This is a genomic window from Nocardia sp. 852002-51101_SCH5132738 (assembly GCF_001665695.1).
GTDB lineage: Bacteria > Actinomycetota > Actinomycetes > Mycobacteriales > Mycobacteriaceae > Nocardia > Nocardia nova.
In genome coordinates this window covers 18,169-35,450 of record NZ_LZML01000202.1, presented here as the reverse complement: position 1 = coordinate 35,450, position 17,282 = coordinate 18,169, and the positions used below count along the sequence as shown (strand labels likewise).

General features: G+C 69.5%; 21 protein-coding genes. 11 read left to right on the top strand and 10 right to left on the bottom strand.

Translation table 11 applies throughout. The features are described 5' to 3' along the window. The first annotated feature begins 4 nt into the window (after positions 1-4). A complete protein-coding gene (locus A5789_RS31500; RefSeq protein ID WP_064904831.1) occupies positions 5-832 on the top strand; it encodes an NAD(P)-dependent oxidoreductase in 828 nt (275 codons plus the stop codon). A gap of 6 nt (positions 833-838) precedes the next feature. Here the strand turns inward: A5789_RS31500 and A5789_RS31495 are convergent, their stop codons facing one another. Further along, on the bottom strand, positions 839-1,393 hold the full coding sequence (locus A5789_RS31495; RefSeq protein ID WP_082941092.1) for a TetR/AcrR family transcriptional regulator: 555 nt from the start codon (positions 1,391-1,393) through the stop codon (positions 839-841). A 94-nt stretch (positions 1,394-1,487) separates the two neighbouring features. On the opposite strand from A5789_RS31495, the gene A5789_RS31490 reads away from it, so the two are divergent. Beyond that, positions 1,488-2,246: an SDR family NAD(P)-dependent oxidoreductase gene (locus A5789_RS31490; RefSeq protein WP_082941103.1), complete on the top strand. Its 759-nt coding sequence runs from the start codon at positions 1,488-1,490 to the stop codon at positions 2,244-2,246. A gap of 155 nt (positions 2,247-2,401) precedes the next feature. Continuing rightward, positions 2,402-2,845, top strand: coding sequence for a MarR family winged helix-turn-helix transcriptional regulator (locus A5789_RS31485; RefSeq protein ID WP_064904835.1), 444 nt, complete (start codon positions 2,402-2,404; stop codon positions 2,843-2,845). A 4-nt stretch (positions 2,846-2,849) separates the two neighbouring features. Here A5789_RS31485 and A5789_RS31480 read toward each other — a convergent pair whose 3' ends face one another. Further along, a complete protein-coding gene (locus A5789_RS31480) occupies positions 2,850-3,848 on the bottom strand; it encodes a TIGR03617 family F420-dependent LLM class oxidoreductase (protein WP_064904837.1) in 999 nt (332 codons plus the stop codon). Between the two features lie 77 nt (positions 3,849-3,925). Between A5789_RS31480 and A5789_RS31475 the strand changes: the two genes are divergently transcribed. After that, positions 3,926-4,717 (top strand): enoyl-CoA hydratase, encoded by a 792-nt coding sequence (locus A5789_RS31475; protein WP_064904910.1) that lies wholly within the window; start codon positions 3,926-3,928, stop codon positions 4,715-4,717. Here A5789_RS31475 and A5789_RS31470 read toward each other — a convergent pair. Further along, a complete protein-coding gene (locus A5789_RS31470; RefSeq protein WP_082941091.1) occupies positions 4,710-6,266 on the bottom strand; it encodes an acyl-CoA synthetase in 1,557 nt (518 codons plus the stop codon). The genes A5789_RS31475 and A5789_RS31470 overlap by 8 nt on opposite strands. 69 nt (positions 6,267-6,335) lie before the next feature. Here A5789_RS31470 and A5789_RS31465 point away from each other — a divergent pair, with 69 nt between their 5' ends. Together A5789_RS31465 and A5789_RS31460 are read left to right on the top strand one after the other, a co-directional pair. After that, complete coding sequence (locus tag A5789_RS31465) at positions 6,336-7,241, top strand: LLM class F420-dependent oxidoreductase (RefSeq protein WP_197516779.1); 906 nt, start codon at positions 6,336-6,338, stop codon at positions 7,239-7,241. Then, positions 7,238-8,107 carry an SDR family NAD(P)-dependent oxidoreductase gene (locus A5789_RS31460; RefSeq protein WP_064904839.1) on the top strand — a complete coding sequence of 290 codons (870 nt, stop codon included), beginning with the start codon at positions 7,238-7,240 and terminating at the stop codon, positions 8,105-8,107. The genes A5789_RS31465 and A5789_RS31460 overlap by 4 nt, the downstream gene beginning before the upstream one ends. Here the strand turns inward: A5789_RS31460 and A5789_RS31455 are convergent. Then, positions 8,101-8,247, bottom strand: a complete 147-nt coding sequence (locus A5789_RS31455) for a DUF1059 domain-containing protein (RefSeq protein ID WP_063820473.1) — start codon at positions 8,245-8,247, stop codon at positions 8,101-8,103. The genes A5789_RS31460 and A5789_RS31455 overlap by 7 nt on opposite strands. Positions 8,248-8,315: 68 nt before the next feature. Beyond that, positions 8,316-8,921 carry a TetR family transcriptional regulator gene (locus A5789_RS31450; RefSeq protein WP_064904842.1) on the bottom strand — a complete coding sequence of 202 codons (606 nt, stop codon included), beginning with the start codon at positions 8,919-8,921 and terminating at the stop codon, positions 8,316-8,318. Positions 8,922-9,055: 134 nt separating this feature from the next. Between A5789_RS31450 and A5789_RS31445 the strand changes: the two genes are divergently transcribed. Further along, the gene (locus A5789_RS31445) at positions 9,056-9,850 is read left to right on the top strand and encodes an acyl-CoA thioesterase domain-containing protein (protein ID WP_064904844.1); all 795 of its coding nucleotides are present in this window, start codon (positions 9,056-9,058) and stop codon (positions 9,848-9,850) included. A gap of 64 nt (positions 9,851-9,914) precedes the next feature. Here the strand turns inward: A5789_RS31445 and A5789_RS31440 are convergent, their stop codons facing one another. Genes A5789_RS31440 through A5789_RS31430 form a run of 3 tightly spaced genes read right to left on the bottom strand, consistent with a single transcriptional unit; the run spans position 9,915 to position 11,841 of the window. Further along, the gene (locus tag A5789_RS31440; protein WP_064904846.1) at positions 9,915-10,535 is read right to left on the bottom strand and encodes a TetR/AcrR family transcriptional regulator; all 621 of its coding nucleotides are present in this window, start codon (positions 10,533-10,535) and stop codon (positions 9,915-9,917) included. Next, on the bottom strand, positions 10,532-11,365 hold the full coding sequence (locus A5789_RS31435; RefSeq protein WP_064904848.1) for an SDR family oxidoreductase: 834 nt from the start codon (positions 11,363-11,365) through the stop codon (positions 10,532-10,534). Before A5789_RS31435 ends, A5789_RS31440 begins: the two co-directional genes overlap by 4 nt. Next, positions 11,362-11,841: a VOC family protein gene (locus tag A5789_RS31430; protein WP_063019608.1), complete on the bottom strand. Its 480-nt coding sequence runs from the start codon at positions 11,839-11,841 to the stop codon at positions 11,362-11,364. The genes A5789_RS31435 and A5789_RS31430 overlap by 4 nt, the downstream gene beginning before the upstream one ends. Before the next feature lie 91 nt (positions 11,842-11,932). On the opposite strand from A5789_RS31430, the gene A5789_RS31425 reads away from it, so the two are divergent. Genes A5789_RS31425 through A5789_RS31410 form a run of 4 tightly spaced genes read left to right on the top strand, consistent with a single transcriptional unit; the run spans position 11,933 to position 16,033 of the window. Next, positions 11,933-13,234 carry an acyl-CoA dehydrogenase family protein gene (locus A5789_RS31425; protein WP_063019610.1) on the top strand — a complete coding sequence of 434 codons (1,302 nt, stop codon included), beginning with the start codon at positions 11,933-11,935 and terminating at the stop codon, positions 13,232-13,234. Next, the gene (locus A5789_RS31420) at positions 13,231-14,247 is read left to right on the top strand and encodes a phosphotransferase family protein (RefSeq protein ID WP_231953354.1); all 1,017 of its coding nucleotides are present in this window, start codon (positions 13,231-13,233) and stop codon (positions 14,245-14,247) included. The genes A5789_RS31425 and A5789_RS31420 overlap by 4 nt, the downstream gene beginning before the upstream one ends. Then, the gene (locus A5789_RS31415) at positions 14,244-15,041 is read left to right on the top strand and encodes an enoyl-CoA hydratase-related protein (RefSeq protein ID WP_064904850.1); all 798 of its coding nucleotides are present in this window, start codon (positions 14,244-14,246) and stop codon (positions 15,039-15,041) included. Before A5789_RS31420 ends, A5789_RS31415 begins: the two co-directional genes overlap by 4 nt. A gap of 5 nt (positions 15,042-15,046) precedes the next feature. After that, positions 15,047-16,033, top strand: a complete 987-nt coding sequence (locus tag A5789_RS31410) for an NADPH:quinone oxidoreductase family protein (RefSeq protein WP_064904852.1) — start codon at positions 15,047-15,049, stop codon at positions 16,031-16,033. Here A5789_RS31410 and A5789_RS31405 read toward each other — a convergent pair. Together A5789_RS31405 and A5789_RS31400 are read right to left on the bottom strand one after the other, a co-directional pair. Next, positions 16,030-16,518 (bottom strand): hypothetical protein, encoded by a 489-nt coding sequence (locus A5789_RS31405; protein WP_369828835.1) that lies wholly within the window; start codon positions 16,516-16,518, stop codon positions 16,030-16,032. The two genes, A5789_RS31410 and A5789_RS31405, sit on opposite strands and share 4 nt — an antisense overlap. Before the next feature lie 14 nt (positions 16,519-16,532). Continuing rightward, positions 16,533-17,156, bottom strand: coding sequence for a TetR/AcrR family transcriptional regulator (locus tag A5789_RS31400; RefSeq protein WP_030517513.1), 624 nt, complete (start codon positions 17,154-17,156; stop codon positions 16,533-16,535). Between the last annotated feature and the right edge of the window lie 126 nt (positions 17,157-17,282).

Genomic DNA, 17,282 nt, shown 5'->3' with positions numbered 1-17,282 from the left:
CGGGATGCGGATCGGATTCGTCGGCGCCGGGCGGATGGGCCTGCCGATGGTGCGGCGCCTCGCCGCGGCCGGGCACGAGGTCCGGGTCGCGGTGCGGCGCAGCGAGGTTCGCGACGCGGTGACCGCGGCGGGCGCCCGCGCGGTGGACACCCCCGCCGAGGCCGCCGCCGGGGCTTACGCAGTGCTGATGTGCCTGTTCTCCGACGAGCAGGTGCGCGAGGTCTGTCTCGACGGCGAACTGTCCGCGGCCATGCCCCCCGGGTCGATTCTGGCCTTGCACACGACCGGCGATCCGCGCACCGCGCACGCCGTTGCCGCACAGGCGGTGTCGCATGCTGTGCGGGTGGCCGACGCACCGGTCAGCGGCGGACCGCACGATATCGCCGCGGGTACGCTGACGGTCTTCCTCGGCACCGACGACGAGACCGCCGCCGATCTGCGGCCGGTGCTGTCCGCCTACGCCGATCCGATCCTGCACGTCGGCGCGCTCGGCGCGGGCCAGCGGGTGAAGCTGGTCAACAACGCGCTGTTCGCGGCGCAGGCGGGACTGGTCGCCGCGGCGGTGCGACTGGCGGGCCAGTTGGGCGTCACGGAGGCGGCTCTGCTGTCGGCGCTGCCGCATGCCAGTTCCTCCGGACGTGTCGTGACCAGCATCGCCGCGAAGAAGTCCGTCACCGAATTCGGCGACGCGGTGGGCGAATTCCTGCGCAAGGACGTCGCGGTGGTCCGCGCCCTCACCGCCGAACTCGGCGGCAGCCTCGGCGTACTCGACGCCGCCATCTCCGCGGCGCCGTTCGGTCGAGACGACAGCTCCGCCGTCCGGTCCGGTTGATGCCCATCAGGCTCGCAACCCCTGTTCGATCAGCGACCACCCGCGGGCGGCCAGCACCCGGCGTTCCTCCGCCTCCGCCCGCGTCAGCAGTGCGGCCAGCATCGCCAACGCGAGCATGAGGTCTTGACACGTCAGATCGGGGCGAACACGGCCGCACGCCCGGGCGTTGTCGAGATGGTCCCCCAGTAGTGCCGCCACCCGGCTGCTCATCCGCGCCAGCCGCCCGTCGGTCAGCGACGGATCGATCAATTCGACGAACGCGATCGAGGTGACCACCTGGTCCACGATCCGCTCCAGAAGCTGATCCAATCCGGTATCAGCCTGTGCCGCATAGGCTTCCAGTCCCACCACATTGTCCTCGAAGACCGCCAGCGCGAGCGATTCCCGGTCGGCGAAGTGCCGATACAGACTGCCCTGCCCCACGCCCGCGCGGCGCGCGATCAGATTCAGCGGCGCCTCGAAACCCGATTCGGCGAACACCTCGCGGGCCGCGGCGATCAGAGCCGCTCGATTGGCGGCGGCCGCGCCGGGTCCACGATTCACTCGACGCTGCTCGGTCACCGGCCTACACTACCAACCGGACAGTGATGTCCGGTTGAAACGGCGACGTCGACACGTGCCGGCGGCCCCGCAGCGCACCGAGGAGGGAACACCGTTGAGCACCAGCAACTTTCACAATCGGGTGGCCATCGTCACGGGGGCCGGCTCCGGAATCGGGCGGGCCATGGCCATCGCATTCGCCAAATGCGGCGCCATGGTCGTGGCCGCCGATATCAGTTCCGACGGCGCCCAGGGTACCGCCGCGGAGATCGGCGCGGCCGCGATTCCGGTAGTCGTCGACATCTCCGACGAAATCGACGTCGCCCGCGCGACCCGCACCGCGATGGACACCTTCGGCCGCATCGACGTGCTGTGCAACAACGCCGGAATCATGGACAAGATGGCCCTGCCGGCCGACACCCCGGTGACCACCTGGGAACGCACCGTCGCGGTCAATCTCACCGGCACCTTCCTCATGACCCGCGCGGTGCTGCCCCATATGCTCGACCAGGGCATCGGTTCGATCGTCAACACCGCCTCCGAGGCCGGAATCCGTGGCGGCGCGGCGGGAATCGCCTATACCGCCGCCAAACACGGAGTGGTGGGGCTGACCCGCAACGTGGCCTGGATCCATGCCGGGGACGGCATCCGCTGCAATGCGATCCTGCCCGGCCCGACGATGACCGGTGTCGCCGGGCCCACCCCGGAATGGGATCTCGATGGGGTGACCCGGCTGCAGCCGGTGATGTCGCTGATGCGCGGTATCGCCGAACCCGAACAGATGGCCGAGGTCGCCGTGTTCCTCGCCTCCGACGCCGCCTCGTTCATCAACGGCGCGGTGGTGCCGGTGGACGGCGGCTGGTCGGCCGGTTGACCCGGCCGACCAGCGCCTCAGGCCCGTGCCGTGACCGGTTCGGCGACCTCGGCGGCAGCGGCCAGCAGCGTCGAGGTCACGATCCATGAGGCATTCGACGGTGTACCCGCGCGAGCTGTGATACCCGTCTCGGTCGCGCACGAGAGGAGGGCGCCGTGGAACGACCCATCGCGGCGGTCGAATTCGAGACCATGCTGCTCAGCCGCTATCAGATGAGCCGGCGCGATCGGTGCGGTCTCGAGCGCAGCGCCTATGTCCTACTGAGCCGGCTGACGATGCAGGGGCCGATGTCGATCGGTCAGCTCAGCGCCGCCTTCGGTCTCGACACCTCCACGCTCAACCGGCAGACGGCGGCATTGGTGCGCGCCGGGCTGGTGGACCGCATCGCCGATCCGGACGGCGGCCCGGCCCGCAAGTTCCGGGTCACCGAGGCGGGTGCCCGCCGGCTGGAGCAGACCGTGGCCGCCACGGTCGCGAGCCTCGACCGCGTGCTGCACACCTGGCCCGCCGCCGACGTCGCCGACTTCGCGACCTATCTGTGCCGGCTCAACACCGATATCGAGCGCCTCGACGGCCGGCCGTGGCCGCGCCCGGACTGATCCGTCATGTGTCGCAGGCCTGCCGGATCCGCCGGACCAGATCGGCCACCTCGTCGGCCGGCATATCGCGGGGCGGTGCGAACGAGAGCCGGGTGAGCAGGCCACCGAAGCGGGCCCCCAGCCGCTCCGGCAGGTCCTGCACCGCGGCCACGACGGCGAAAGCCTCGACCATGTCGTCGGTGATCGACTCCGCCATCCGATCCCAGCGCCCGGCTTTCGACAGGGCGGTCAGTTCGGCATTCACCCCGCCCCAGCCGTGCAGGTCGAACAGCGGACGATAGGCGGGGGTGGAGGCGTAGAAGGCCAGCCGGCGCCGCAGCGTCGCGACACCGCGATCGATCTGCTCACCGGTGCCCGTGACGACGAAAGGCGTTGCGACGAGCTCGAAGTCGTCGCGCATCGCGGCAGCGCCGAGCGCGGGCAGGGTGCGTTCGCGGATCCAGCGGGCGGTGGTGAAGCCGTGACAGATGAAGCCGTCGGCGACCTCGGCCGCGACGCGGGTCATGGCCGGCCCGACACCCGCGAGCAGAATCGGCGGCGCGCCGAAATCGTGTGCGGGCGGGACGAAGTCGCGCGGCATCAGGGTATGCCGAGTGAATTCGCCCTCGAATGCCAGCGGCGCGCCCTCGTGCCAGTGCGCCCAGATGGCCCGTAACGCCAGGACGTATTCGCGCATCCGCGCGGCCGGACGATCGGCCGGCATCGCGAAGCGCCGTTCGATATGCGCGCGCACCTGCGAGCCGAGGCCCAGGCGCAGCCGTCCACCGGAGAAGCGCTGCAGGTCGTCGGCGGCGTAGGCCACGGTCATCGGCGAACGGGCGAGCGCCACGGCGACGGAGGTGCCCAGGCCGATACGGTCGCTGCACTGCGCCGCGACGGCGAGGGACAGGAACGGGTCACCGTTCATCTCACCCGCCCAGACCCCGTCGAAGCCGAGCCCTTCGAGTGCGCGAACTCGCGCCGCGGCGTCGTCCAGCGCGCCGATCGTGGTGTCGATTCGCACGGGGCACCTCCCATTTCACGATGAGAACATTATTCTCATAGATAAAGATGGACGTTCTGATTCGAATGGAGCAGCGCATGGCCGAGCCCTTGGTCGTCGTCGAGCACGCGGGCGGCATCACGACCGTGACGCTGCACCGTCCGGCGGTCCGCAATGCGCTCGACCACGCGCTGATGGACGCGGTGTGGGATGCGGTCGCCGACGCGGGCGCGGATCCCGATGTGGGCGCCGTCGTGGTCACCGGAGCCGATCCGGCCTTCTGCGCGGGTATCGATATCGGCGCCGCCGCCGCGCACACGCCCGGCCGGCCCGCCCGCTCCCCGGGCTCGGGCCCGGGCCGCGGAGCCGACGGCCTGTTCCGATTTTTGCCGGTGATCGACAAACCGGTCATCGGCGCGATCAACGGCGCATGCGTCGCGGGCGGGCTGGAATTGGCCCTGCAGTGCACCTTTCTCATCGCCTCCGAGCGAGCGCGGTTCGCCGACACCCACGCCCGGATGGGCATGATGCCCGGCGGCGGGGTCACGGTCGGACTCACCCGGACGGTCGGCCGGCGCAGGGCCGTCGAACTGTCACTGACGGGCAATTTCCTCACCGCCGCCGACGCACTCGCCTATGGGCTCGTCAATCATGTTGTGCCCCACGCGCAATTGCTGCCGTTCACGCACTCCCTCGCCGCCGAGATACTGGCCGCTGACCGCGAGGCCGTCACCCGACTACTGCGGCACTACTTCGCCCTGGCCGACGAAGACGAGCTCCGCGCGCAGCTGCTCGAGGGCGTCATGGCCGAAACCTGGTCGCCCGGCACCGCCCGCATGGCCGAATACGGGGCGCGGGTGATCGAGCGAGGACGCGAGCAGCTCAAATAATCCGGCTCTCGTGACCATCCCAATAGTGTTGCCGCAGTAGTCGTTTGTACAGTTTGCCGTTCGGGTCGCGGGGCAGCTCGGCGGCGAAGTCCACGGTGCGCGGGCATTTGTACCCGGCGAGTTCGGCACGACACAGGGCTATCAGTTCGGCGGCCAGTGCGGGGCCCGCGGAGGCCGAATCCACCGGTTGCACGACCGCTTTCACCGCCTCCCCCATCTCGGGGTCGGGTACGCCGATCACCGCGACGTCGAGGACCGCGGGATGGGCCGCGAGCACATTCTCGGCCTCCTGCGGGTAGATGTTCACACCGCCGGACACGATCATGTGCGACAGCCGGTCGGTCAGATACAGGAAACCGTCCTCGTCGAGGCGGCCGACATCGCCGAGGGTTCGCCATCCGTGCGGTCCTGCCGCGGCGGCCGTGCGCTCGGGATCGTTGTGGTATGCGAAGGGCCGCCCGCCCTCGAAGTACACGACCCCCGTATCACCCACCGGCACCTCCCGCCCGTCCGCGCCCACGATATGACAGGGCTGCGCCGGGCGGCCGACCGAACCCGGATGGGTCAGCCAGTCCCGCGCGCCGATGTAGGTGTTGCCGATATCCTCGGTGCCCGAGTAGTACTCGTTGACGATCGGTCCCAGCCAGTCGAGCATCTGCCGCTTGACCGGCACCGGGCACGGCGCCGCGGAATGCACCACATCGACCAGGCTCGACACGTCGTATCGGCGGCGCTCGGCGTCGGGCAGCCGCAACATGCGCACGAACATCGTCGGCACCATCTGGGTGTGCGTGACCCGGTGGCGCTCGATCAGTTCCAGGCAGCGGCGCGGATCGAACCGTTCCATCACGATTACGGTGGCGCCGAGGCGCTGCCACGACATGGCGAAGACCAGCGGCGCGGCGTGATACAGCGGAGCCGGTGACAGGTAGACCGCGTCCTCGCACGCCCCCGCGGCGAGCAGACCGCGCGCGATCTGCACCGGCGGCGCCTGCGGATCCCCGAGTGCGGTGGCCGGCAGCGGTTTACGCACCCCTTTCGGACGCCCGGTGGTGCCGCCGGAGTACAACATCTCCCGGCCCTCACATTCGTCCGGCAGCCGGTCGCCGGATTCGGCGGCGAGCAGGTTGTCGTACCGTTCGAAACCGTCGAGATCGCCTGCGGCACAGATCTTCACCGTGATTCGGCGCAGATCCAGCCCGGTCACCACCTCGGCCTGCGCCGCCGTGGTGACCAGCGCGGTCGCACCGCAGTCGTCGAGGACGTACTGCACCTCGCCCGCGCGCAGATGCCGGTTGATCGCGGTGTAGTAGAGACCGCACCGCTGTGCGGCCCAGGCGATTTCGAGAAACGACCGTGTGTTCTCGGCCAGGATCGCGAGATGGCCGCCGACCGCGAGACCGCGACGGCGCAGGGCCTGCGCACTGGCGCGCGACCGCTGTTCCAGTTGCGCGTAGGTCACCGTCTCCCCGCTCTCGCCCATCACGATCGCGGGCCGATCGGGACAGCGTTCGGCATACCGGCCCGGAGTCATCGGCGCGGCGCCCATCGGCAGTCCTCCCGTTCGAGCAGTGCGGAGAATCTAATTACGCAATCACGAGAATGATACTCTCGATGTGTGAGCCTGCGTTTCATCTTTCACTATCCGGAGACCGGGGGACCCGACGGCGATGTCCTCGACGCCGGACCACTGCGCGAGGTCGCGATCACGGCCGAGCGGTGCGGATTTCACGGCCTGTCACTCAGCGAGCACCCGATCCCCGGAGCACGCTGGCTGGACAACGGCGGGCACCAGACCCTGGATTCACTGGTCGCGCTCGGTTATGTGGCGGCCGCGACCGAACGGCTGCGGCTGCTCACCTATCTGGCGGTCGCGCCCTACCGCAATCCGTTCCTGCTGGCGAAGGCCGCCGCGACGGTCGACAAACTCTCCGGCGGCCGGCTGATCCTGGGCGTGGGCGCGGGCTATCAGAAGAGCGAATTCCACGCGCTGGGAGTCGATTTCGAGGAACGCAACGTCCTGTTGGACGAGGCGCTCGAGGTGTTGCCGCTGCATTGGCGCGGCGAGCCGTTCAGCTATCGCGGCCGGCATTTCGATGCCCGGGAGGTGATCGCCCGGCCGCGGCCGGTGCAGGATCCCATTCCGATCTGGATCGGTGGCAACTCCGCCGCCAGCCGCCAGCGCGCCGCGACCCGCGCCCAGGGCTGGATGCCGATGTCCGGCGGCGCCACGCTCAGCGCCACCGCCCGCACCCCTGCGCTCGAATCACACGCGCAGCTCGCCGCACAGATCACCGAGGTGCGGGCGCGCGCCGAATCCGCCGGGCGCAGTGGCGATCTCGACGTGCTCTACTCCTACCACGACCCGGATCTGCTCGACCCGGCAGCGGCCGATCGCCACCTCGAGGCCTTCGCCGAACTGGAGAAGGCGGGCGTCACCTGGCTCGTGGTGTCCAGCCGCACCGCCGACCACGCGGCGACCACCGACTTCCTCGACGCCTTCGGCGCCACCTACCTGCGATGACCACGGGCTGGTTCGAACAGCGCGCAGGCCTGGCCGGCACGGTCGCCGTGATCACCGGCGGCGCAGGCGGTCTCGGTCACGCGATCGCCACCGATCTGGCCGCCAACGGGGTGCGCCCGGCGATCATCGACATCGATGCCGACGCCGTGGAGCGGATGCGCGCGGCACTGGACACGCAGGGATGCGATGGCGTCGTCGTCCACGGCGACGTTCGCGATCCCGACCGGCTGGCCGCGGTGTTCGACGCGGCCGAGACGCGGTGGGGCCGGCTCGACATCCTGGTCAACGTCGTCGGCGGCACCTTCCGCGCTCCGTTCACCGACACCCGCCCCAACGGCTGGGAGGCGCTGCTGCGCAGCAATCTCACCCACGTGCTGCACGCCTGCGCGCTGGCCGTACCGCGAATCCGGGCGGGCGGTCGCGGCGGCAGCATCGTCAACATCACCACGATCGAGGCACACCGGGCCGCACCGGGTTTCGCCGTGTATTCGGCGGCGAAAGCCGCGGTCGAACAGTTCGCCCGCACGCTCGCGGTCGAACTCGCACCCGACGGCATCCGCGTCAACAATGTGGCGCCGGATTACGTGCCGACCCCGAATCTGCACCGGATGCCGCACGGCGATGCGGCGATGACCGACCCGCTCGGCGTGCGGGTCGCCATACCGCTGGGCCGGCCCGGGGAGGTCGGCGACGTCTCGGGCTGCGTGGTGTTCCTCGCCTCGGCGTTGTCGGCTTATCTGACGGGAACGACCCTGCATCCCGACGGCGGTACCGGCGCCTCGGCGGGCTGGTTCAACTGGCCGGAGACCGGCTGGGCGAACTATGCGCCGATGCGCTATCTGGCCGCCGATGCGGAGAATCAGTAGGCGAGGAAGAGGATTTCGTCGCGCGAGTAGTCGTGGCCGGGGTGGTTCTCGGCCAGATGCTTCTGCGTCTTCTCGACGAGGTCGTCTTCGTCTGTGCCGACGATCTGTTCACCGCAGGGGCAGCCCAGTCTGGTCTTCAACGTCGTTCTCCATCGGTCGGGCTGGACGTGTCGTTCCTCGTCACCTTATGCACATCGTGTGCCGTCCGTCACCCCGGGTCACCCGCCCGCTCGCCCTCCGCAACCGTCCGTCCGGCGCTTACGGCGGTCCTGAGCTCGGCGAATACCTCAGCTATAACGTGTGACAATTCGCGCGTGGAGGAACCGTCGACCCACCGATCGAAGGCGATCCCGAAGACGGTCACCGCGACCCGGGCACAGAGGGTCGCGTCGGCCTCCGCGACGCCCGCGGTCCGCAGCGCGTCGGCCAGTTCGCCGCCCAGGACGGCCATTTTCCTGAGTTCCCGCTCCTGCAGCGCGGGGTTGGCCGCGATCACCGCACGCCGCCGCAGTTGCCACGCCGGCAGATCGGGGATCTGCGCACCGGCCGCCTGGATCGCGGCGACCGCGGTCGCCATCGGGTCCGCATCCGCGGGCGCGGTGGTCACCGCTTCCGCGATCGCGCTGCTCAGCAGGTCCTGACCGCCGAAGAGCACCTCGCGCTTATCGGCGAAATGCCGGAAGAAGGTGCGTTCGGTGAGGCCCGCCCGCTCCGCGATCTCGGCCACCGTCGTTTCGTCGAACCCACGCTCGGAATACAGCTCGAGGGCCGCTCGGGCGAGGCGGCCGCGCGCATCGGGTTCCCATCGACTCATGATCCGATCCTAGGTGACGACAGTTGCTGACATTCGATCCACCGGGAGCTTCACCGGAACCGGTGAGCAGCCTCCGGATTCGGTCCTATAACGTGTTCTAATTCGAGTGGGCCGGGAACGGAAGGGCCGAGGCGATGATGGCATTCTTCAGCCGCGACGAACGGGGATTCGTCGCGGGCGACTTCGCGGTGAGCAAATGGTCGCCCGATCACGTGGCCGGGCCCGCGATCTGCGGGCTGCTGGCGCGGGAATTGGAAACCCACTGCCCGGGCGCCGGTTTCGTTCCCGCGCGGCTCACCGCCGACCTGTTCCGCCCGGTGCGGAACGAACCGATCACGGTGCACAGTGCGGTGGTGCGCTCGGGCGCCCGGGTGCGCGTCGCCGACGCGTGGATCACCCAGCAGGACGAGGTGCGGGTGCGAGCGTCGGTGATGTATCTGGCTGTCGCACAGCAACCTCCGGGCCGGATCTGGCAGGCCGAACAGTCCCTGCCGGTACCCGACCGGCGCCTGGACGCGCCGACCAGCCAGCCACCGCTGTTCAAATGCGGCGACGGCGACTGGTCCGGCGACTTCGCCGCCGCGCAGAACGGGGAGCGCAAATCGGTCTGGCAGAATTTGCCGCCGCTGGTCGAGGGTGAGGCGATCACGCCGTTCCAGCGCGCGGCGTTCCTGGCCGATACCACCAATCTGGTCTGCAACTGGGGCACCGAGGGCGTCGGCTACATCAACAGCGACGTCACTCTCACCCTGACCCGGCTGCCGGAGGGGCGGGAGCTGGGATTGCATGCGCAGGACCATATGTCGGCCGACGGCATCGCGGTCGGCACCGCCACCCTCTACGACCGGGCCGGACGGATCGGCACCTGCGTCGTCACCGCGCTGGCCAACGCCGCCCGCCAAGTGGATATGGCCGAGACCAGAGTCTGAACGCCCCATCCGGTCGCGGCCGTGCGGCTCGCACCACAACGGCCGCTCACCGCACTCGCGCCCCTCAGTGGGCCGGGCGCGCCGCGCGCAGACAGAAGTCGGTGACGCGTTCCACGTCCCCCGCGGTCGGTTCGACTCGCCGCCACAGCAGTTCGGCGAGGCGGCCCACCACCGCGTGCGCGGCGAGCGCGGCATTTATATCCGGGTGCTCGCAACCCACTGCGGCGAACGGCGCCCGCAACAACTCGGCGAGCCGGGCACTGGCCTCCGGCGGTCCGGTCACCAGCCCCTGTGCCAGACCGCCGGCATTCCACATCACCGCCCGGGTGGTCGCGGCGACCTCGCCGACCCCTTGGGACAGCACGCCGTCCACCCATTCGCGCACCGCCTCCTCGGGGGTGAGCCGCTTGCCCATCCGATGGTCCAGATAGTCCAGCAGCCGGGCGGTTCCGTCTTCGAGGAGGGCGGCGACGAGCGCGTCCTTGGAGGCGAAATGCCGGTAGAAGGCATCGTTGGACAAGCCGGCGACGGCGACGATATCGGCGACCCGCGGCCGCGACTCGGTGCCGCAGCGCCGCATCACCGCCAACCCGGCATCCAGCAGCCGCCGCACCTCGGCGGTGTAGGCGGCGCCGCGTTCGGCCAGTGCCCGCTGGGCGATCCGGGCCGCGACGTCGTCGCTCACCGCCGCGCGTCCGGCCCGGCCCGCAGCGCCGCCGTCACGCCGCCGTCGACGACCAGGTCGGTGCCGTTGAGGAAGCTCGCCGCGTCCGAGAGCGCGAAGGCCACCACGGCCGCCACCTCTTCGGGACGCCCTTCCCGGCGCAGCGGCGTGCGCTCGACCAACTGTCGCATGGTCGCGTGTTCGGCTGCTTCCTGGCGGCCCTGCGGGGTGTCGATGATGCCGGGCGAAACCGAGCAGATCCGCCCTCCGGAGAGTCCCAGCCGCACTGCCTCCCGCCAGACCAGCCGCTGCACACCGCGTTTGGCCCACCCGTAGGCGATGCCCGGATGCTCCACCGCCGGGCCCACGGTCTCGCGGATCCGGTCGAGGAAATGCTCGTGCAGCGGATCGTCGAGCACGGCGAGGGCGGCGGGATCCGGTGGGTTCGGATCCAGCAGCGGCGCCATCGAGGCGAACACCACCGTCGCCGTGCCCGGACCGACCAGGGGCCGCAACGCGTCCAGCAGGTGGACGGTGCCGATCAGGTCCACGGTGAAGATGCGGCGCCAGTCCGCCATCGTGGGCGAGATCCCCGCCGCATGCGCGACGGCACGCAATTGCCCTCGGCCGCCGACATATTCCGCCAGTTCCGAGACCCGCTCGCGATCGGCGACGTCGACCACGAACGCCTCGGCCCGGGTATGCCCGGACGTCAGCTGCCGCGCGGCCGCGGCCGCACCCGCCTCGTCCCGATCGGCCAGCACCAGCACATCCACCCGTTGCGCCAGCGCGCGGGCACATTCCAGGCCCATCCCGCGTCCCGCGCCGGTCACCAGCCCTACCGCTGTCATCCTCGATCACCTTCGTTCTGTCGTTCGTCGCCCGGCGCCGCCCAGCAGCGGGCCAGGCCGGATTCGGCGGCGCGCGTGAGCAATTCGACGCGGAAGCCGTTCGGGCCGTTCAGGAAGGCGAACAGCGGCGCATCGCCGGGACCCGGCCGCATCGCCTCCACCGTGTATCCGGTTCGCTCCAGTTCCGCGATATCGGCGGCCACGTCGTCGGACCAGTAGCCGACGTGGTGAATGCCGCTGCCGGACACCGGTTCCCACAGGGTGCCCGCCACCGCCCGGATCACCTCCACACGCGGCACGGTCGTCGAGTACACGCAGCGGATATCGACGGCCTGTTCACCGGAGGACGACACCACCGTGAGCGGCCCGCCCGTCTCGATACCCCACTCGTAGCCCAGCACCTGCGACAGCGCCGCGGTCGTGGCCGCCACGTCCGCGGCGACGATGCCGATGTGGAACTGGTCGGCGGCCCTCATCCGTTCCCGCTCGCCGAAATGCCAGTCGCCGTGTCAAGAATGCTATTCTTCTTCATGAGAATCACATTTCCACCGAATGGGAGGAGGCGCAATGGCGTGGGACTTCGAGACCGATCCGCAGTTCCAGCAAAAGCTGGACTGGGCCGATGCGTTCGTCCGCGAGGAGGTCGAACCGCTCGACCTGCTCTGGCCGCACGAGCAGTTCGTGCCGCCGGACCCGGCCCGCCGCGCCGTGCTCGATCCGCTCAAACAGCAGGTGCGCGACCAGGGGCTGTGGGCCACGCATCTGGGCCCCGATCTCGGCGGGCAGGGCTACGGGCAGCTGAAACTGGCGCTGCTGAACGAGATTCTGGGGCGGTCGTCGTGGGCGCCGGTGATCTTCGGATGCCAGGCGCCCGATACCGGCAACGCCGAGATCATCGCGCATTTCGGCACCGAGGAGCAGAAGCGGCGCTACCTGCGGCCGCTGCTCGCGGGTGACCTGTTTTCCAGCTATTCGATGACCGAACCGCAGGCCGGCGCCGACCCGACCCGGTTCACCACCTCCGCCGTGCGCGACGGCGACGACTGGATCATCAACGGCTGGAAGTTCTTCTCCTCGAACGCGGCCACCGCGGCCTTTCTCATCGTCATGGTGGTGACCGACCCGAATGTTAGTGCCTACCAAGGCATGTCGATGTTCCTGGTCCCGACCGACACTCCCGGTGTTCGCATCGAACGCAATGTCGGGCTCTACGGCGAGCCGCTCGACGGCGGCGCGCACGCGCTGATCCACTACGACAATGTGCGCGTGCCGGATTCGGCACTGCTCGGCGGCGCCGGACAGGCGTTCGCGATCGCGCAGACCCGGCTCGGCGGTGGCCGCATCCATCACGCCATGCGCACCATCGGACTGGCCCGCAGCGCGCTGGACATGATGTGCGAGCGGGCACTGAGCCGCGAAACGGCGGGCAGCCGGTTGTCGGACAAACAGTTCGTGCAGGGCTATATCGCCGATTCCTACGCCCAGCTGCAACAGTTCCGGCTGTTCGTGCTCTACACCGCGTGGGAGATCGACAAATACAACGACTACCGCAAGGTGCGCAAGGACATCGCCGCGGTGAAGGTCGTGATGCCGACCGTGCTGCACGATATCGCCTGGCGCGCGATGCAGGTGCACGGTGCGCTCGGGGTCACCAACGAGATGCCGTTCTTCACCATGATCCACGGCGCCGGGGTGATGGGGCTGGCCGACGGGCCCACCGAGGTACACAAGGGCACCGTCGCCAAACAGGTACTGCGCGAGTACCGCCCGAGCGAGGATCTGTGGCCCAGCCAGTGGATTCCGAAGAAGCTCGACGCCGCGCGCGCGAAATTCGCCGACTATCTCGAACACGAAGTAGGTAACCAGTGATCGACACCGCCCGCCTCGCCGAGTGGATGGACGCCCGCGACCTGCCCGGCCGCGGCGAACCGGCGCAGGCCCGGTACCTCTCCGGCGGCACCCAGAACGAGATCTATCTGATCGATCGCGGCGACCATCGCTGCGTCCTGCGCATCCCGCCCGCCGGCGCACCACCCGAACGCGACGCCGGGATCGAGCGGGAGTGGCGGATCACCGCGGCCCTGGAGGGCACCGACGTGCCGCATACGCCCGCGGTCGCGGTCTGCACCGACCATTCCGTGCTGGGCCGCACCTTCTACCTGATGGGCTATGTGGACGGCTGGTCGCCGATGGACAGCAAACGCTGGCCGGCGCCGTTCGACACCGACCTCGGCGCCCGGGCCGGCCTGGCCTACCGGCTCGCCGAAGGGATCGCCCTGCTGTCGCGAGTCGACTGGCGCGCCAAGGGATTACAGGATCTGGGCCGTCCCGACGGCTTCCACGAACGGCAGGTCCAGCGCTGGACCGACTTCTTCGCCCGCCACCGCGGCCGCGACCTCGACGGGATGGCCGAGGCCACCGCATGGCTGCGCGCGCACCGGCCCCTCGACTACATCCCGGGCCTCATGCACGGTGACTACCAGTTCGCCAACGTCATGTTCGAACACGGCGCGCCCGCCCGGCTGGCGGCGCTGGTCGACTGGGAGATGGGAACGGTCGGCGATCCGAAACTCGATCTCGCCTGGATGGTGCAGAGTTGGCCGGAGGACACCTCCGCACCGGAGGCCGCGGGAGTGAGTTATGTGGATCTGCGCGGTATGCCGTCGCGCGACCAACTGGTCGCGCGCTACGCGGACGTGTCCGGCCGCCAGGTCGACGACCTCGACTACTACCTGATCCTGGCGAAATGGAAGCTGGCGATCGTGCTGGAACGCGGTTTCCAGCGCGCCGGAGACGATGTCAAATTGCAGTCCTTCGGCCCGATCGTGCCGAAGTTGATGCGCGAGGCCGCCGACCTCGCCGAGAGTACGGAGTACCGATGAGCACCACCGAATCCACCGACCAGGTCGTCGTCGAGCGCCGCGACGCGGTGCTGATCGCACGGATCAACCGCCCGGATGCGCGAAACGCACTCAACGGCATCGTATTACGCGGTCTCGGCGCGGCGGTGCTGACCGCCGAAACCGATCCGGAGATCCGCGCACTGGTGCTCACCGGCACCGGCGACCGCGCGTTCTGTGCCGGGATGGATCTGCGCGAATTCTCCGACGGCTCCGGCACACACGCGGAGTCACCCGAGGAACGCAGCGCTCTCGAGGCCTACGCCCGCATGGCCTCGGGCCGCACGCCGGTTCCGGTCATCGGCGCCGCCAATGCCACCGCGGTGGGCGGTGGCCTGGAACTGCTCATGGGTTGCGATGTGATCGTGGCCTCCGCGGCAGCGAAGTTCGGGCTCCCCGAGGTGAAGCGCGGACTTTTCGCCGCGGGCGGTGGCACCGGTATCGGCACGCGCATTCCCCTGGGCATCGCTCTCGAATTGCTGCTGACCGGACAGCTCATCGATGCCGAGCGCGCCGAGCGGATCGGTCTGGTGAACGCGGTAGCCGCACCGGCGGACGTTCTCGACACCGCGGTTGCCCTCGCGACCACTGTCGCCGCCAACGCACCGCTCGGTTTGGCGGCTTCCAAGGAACTCGCCCGCTTGGCGGTCACCGACGACGCCGCGGCCACCGAACGCCTGAAGCATTGGCAGACCACGGTTTTCGCCAGCGCCGACGCCACGGAGGGCGCCCGCGCATTCCTGGAACGTCGCACACCCCGCTGGCAGGGCAAGTGAGCCGGATGCGGGCGGCGGTGTGCCCGGAGTACGGGCCACCGGAGGTGGTGCGCATCGAGGAGCGGCCGGTTCCCGAACCGGGCACCGGTGAGGCCCGGGTGCGGGTGCGCGCCGCCGCGGTCAACTTTCCCGATGTCCTGCTCGTGGCGAACGAGTATCAGATCAGCGTGCCCCCGCCGTTCGTCCCGGGCAGCGAATTCGCCGGCGAGGTCGTCGCGCTCGGTCCCGGCCGCGGGCCGATCGCGATCGGCGATCGCGTGTGCGGCACCGGCCTGCACGGCGCGTTCGCCGAACAGATCGCGGTCCCGGCCGGCAAGCTGACGCACGTTCCGGAGGGCGTCGATTTCGCCGACGCGGCCGCCTTCGGCGTCACGTATCGCACCGCGTACCACTGCATTCGGTCGGTGGCACGGGTGTCGGCGGGCGCGGAGCTGATCGTGCTCGGCGCCGGGGGTGGCGTCGGGTCGGCGGCGGTCGCGCTCGGTGCCCGGCTCGGGCTGTCGGTGACCGCGGTGGCCTCCTCCCCCGCCAAACTCGAGGTGGCGAGATCTCTGGGGGCCGCGCATCTGATCGACCACCGCGGTGGGAATCTGCGCGACGGGTTACGTGCCGCGCTGCCGGGGGGCGCCGATGCGGTCATCGATCCGGTCGGCGGCGAGCTCAGCGAACCGGCGCTGCGGTCGTTGCGCCGCGGCGGGCGTTTCGTCACCGTCGGCTATGCCGCCGGCACGGTTCCCCGGATTCCGCTGAACCTGGTGCTGGTCAAAGGCATTCATGTGCTCGGCTTCCAGTTCCAGGATATCGATCGGGCCGAATTCGACCGCAACGAGCGCGAACTCGGCCGGCTGCTCGCCGACGGCCTGCGCCCGCATATCGGCGCCCGCTTCGCGCTGTCCGACTCCACCGCGGCCCTCCGGCTGGTCGCCGACGGGCACGCGGTCGGAAAGGTCGTCATCGACATCGACGAGGACGGCGACAGGGCGGGCGGTTAACCCGCCACCGGCACCAGATCCACCGGCGGCGCCCACACCGGCGCTCCGCTGCGGAAGGTCTCCAGCGGAGCCACCGAGGTGGCCGGTATCCCCGCGGCGGCGAGGGCCTGCCGCTTGAAAGCCCGTGCGGCGACACTCAATCGGTGCTGCACGGTATCGACCCGGCAGTCGAGTTCATCGGGACAGAACTCGCCGAGCAGCGTGACCTCGGACAGTCCGCGGTCGAGTGTGTCGAGGACGCCGCAGCGAATGCGGTGATCGGTTTCGAACAGTTCGCCGGCCAGCGCCACCGCATGCGGGTGCGGGCCGTGCACGGGCGAGGACAGCGAATCCTCCATATCGAGTACCACGGCGCCGAGAATCTCGAGCGCGCGAGCGTGGGTGGGATCGCCGACGATGACGGTGACCTCCCAGCCCGCCATCCCGCGATCGAACAGCCAGCCGCCGGCGCAGCGCACCACCTCGGTCACCGTCGGCGCCACCACACCCAGCCGGTACCTCAATGGACGTCGCTGCGCGTCAGCTCGCGTTCGAGCGACCGAGCGTACTCCTGGAACACCTTGGTCAGTGGAATCGAGGGATCGAGCAGCCATGACGTTTCCATTCCATTGAGAAAAGCGACTATCTCCACAGCCTTGACGGCAGGGTCCACATCGGCGCTGTAGCGCCCGCAGCGCTGTCCGCGCCGGATACTGTCGGCAACCTGATCGGTCGCCGCACGGTAGCGATCGAGCAGGCGATCGTGCAGCGGCGCATCGGGTTCCAGATTTTCGATCAGCAGCACGGCGTACATGCCGATCAGATCGGGTGCGCGGCGGAAGCGATCGGCGACACCGGCGATCTGCTCGGGCAGTTCGCCTTCCAGATCCGCATGCAGTTCGTCGTCGGTGTCGCGGGCCTCCAGGACCGCGTGCAGCAGTTGATCCTTCGATTCGAAGTGGTGCAGCAGCCCGGCCGGGGTGACTCCGGCCTCCCGGGCGATCTGCGCGAGCGTGGTCGACCGCCACCCGTTGCGGGCGAGCATCCGCTGCGCCACGGCGAGGATGCGCAGCTTGCGCTCCTCCCCCTTGGCGAGCAGCGTGTCGTAGGCCCGAACGTTGGCTGGCCGTCGCTGACCGGACACCGAACTCCTTTGGTCGAAGCAACCTACTGAACACACAGTAGGTCGGTTTGTTCTGTGTGACAAGGGTCTCATTTGTGCCGACTTTTGCCTCAGGTCACATCCGACGCGGCAGGCGCATGACACGAC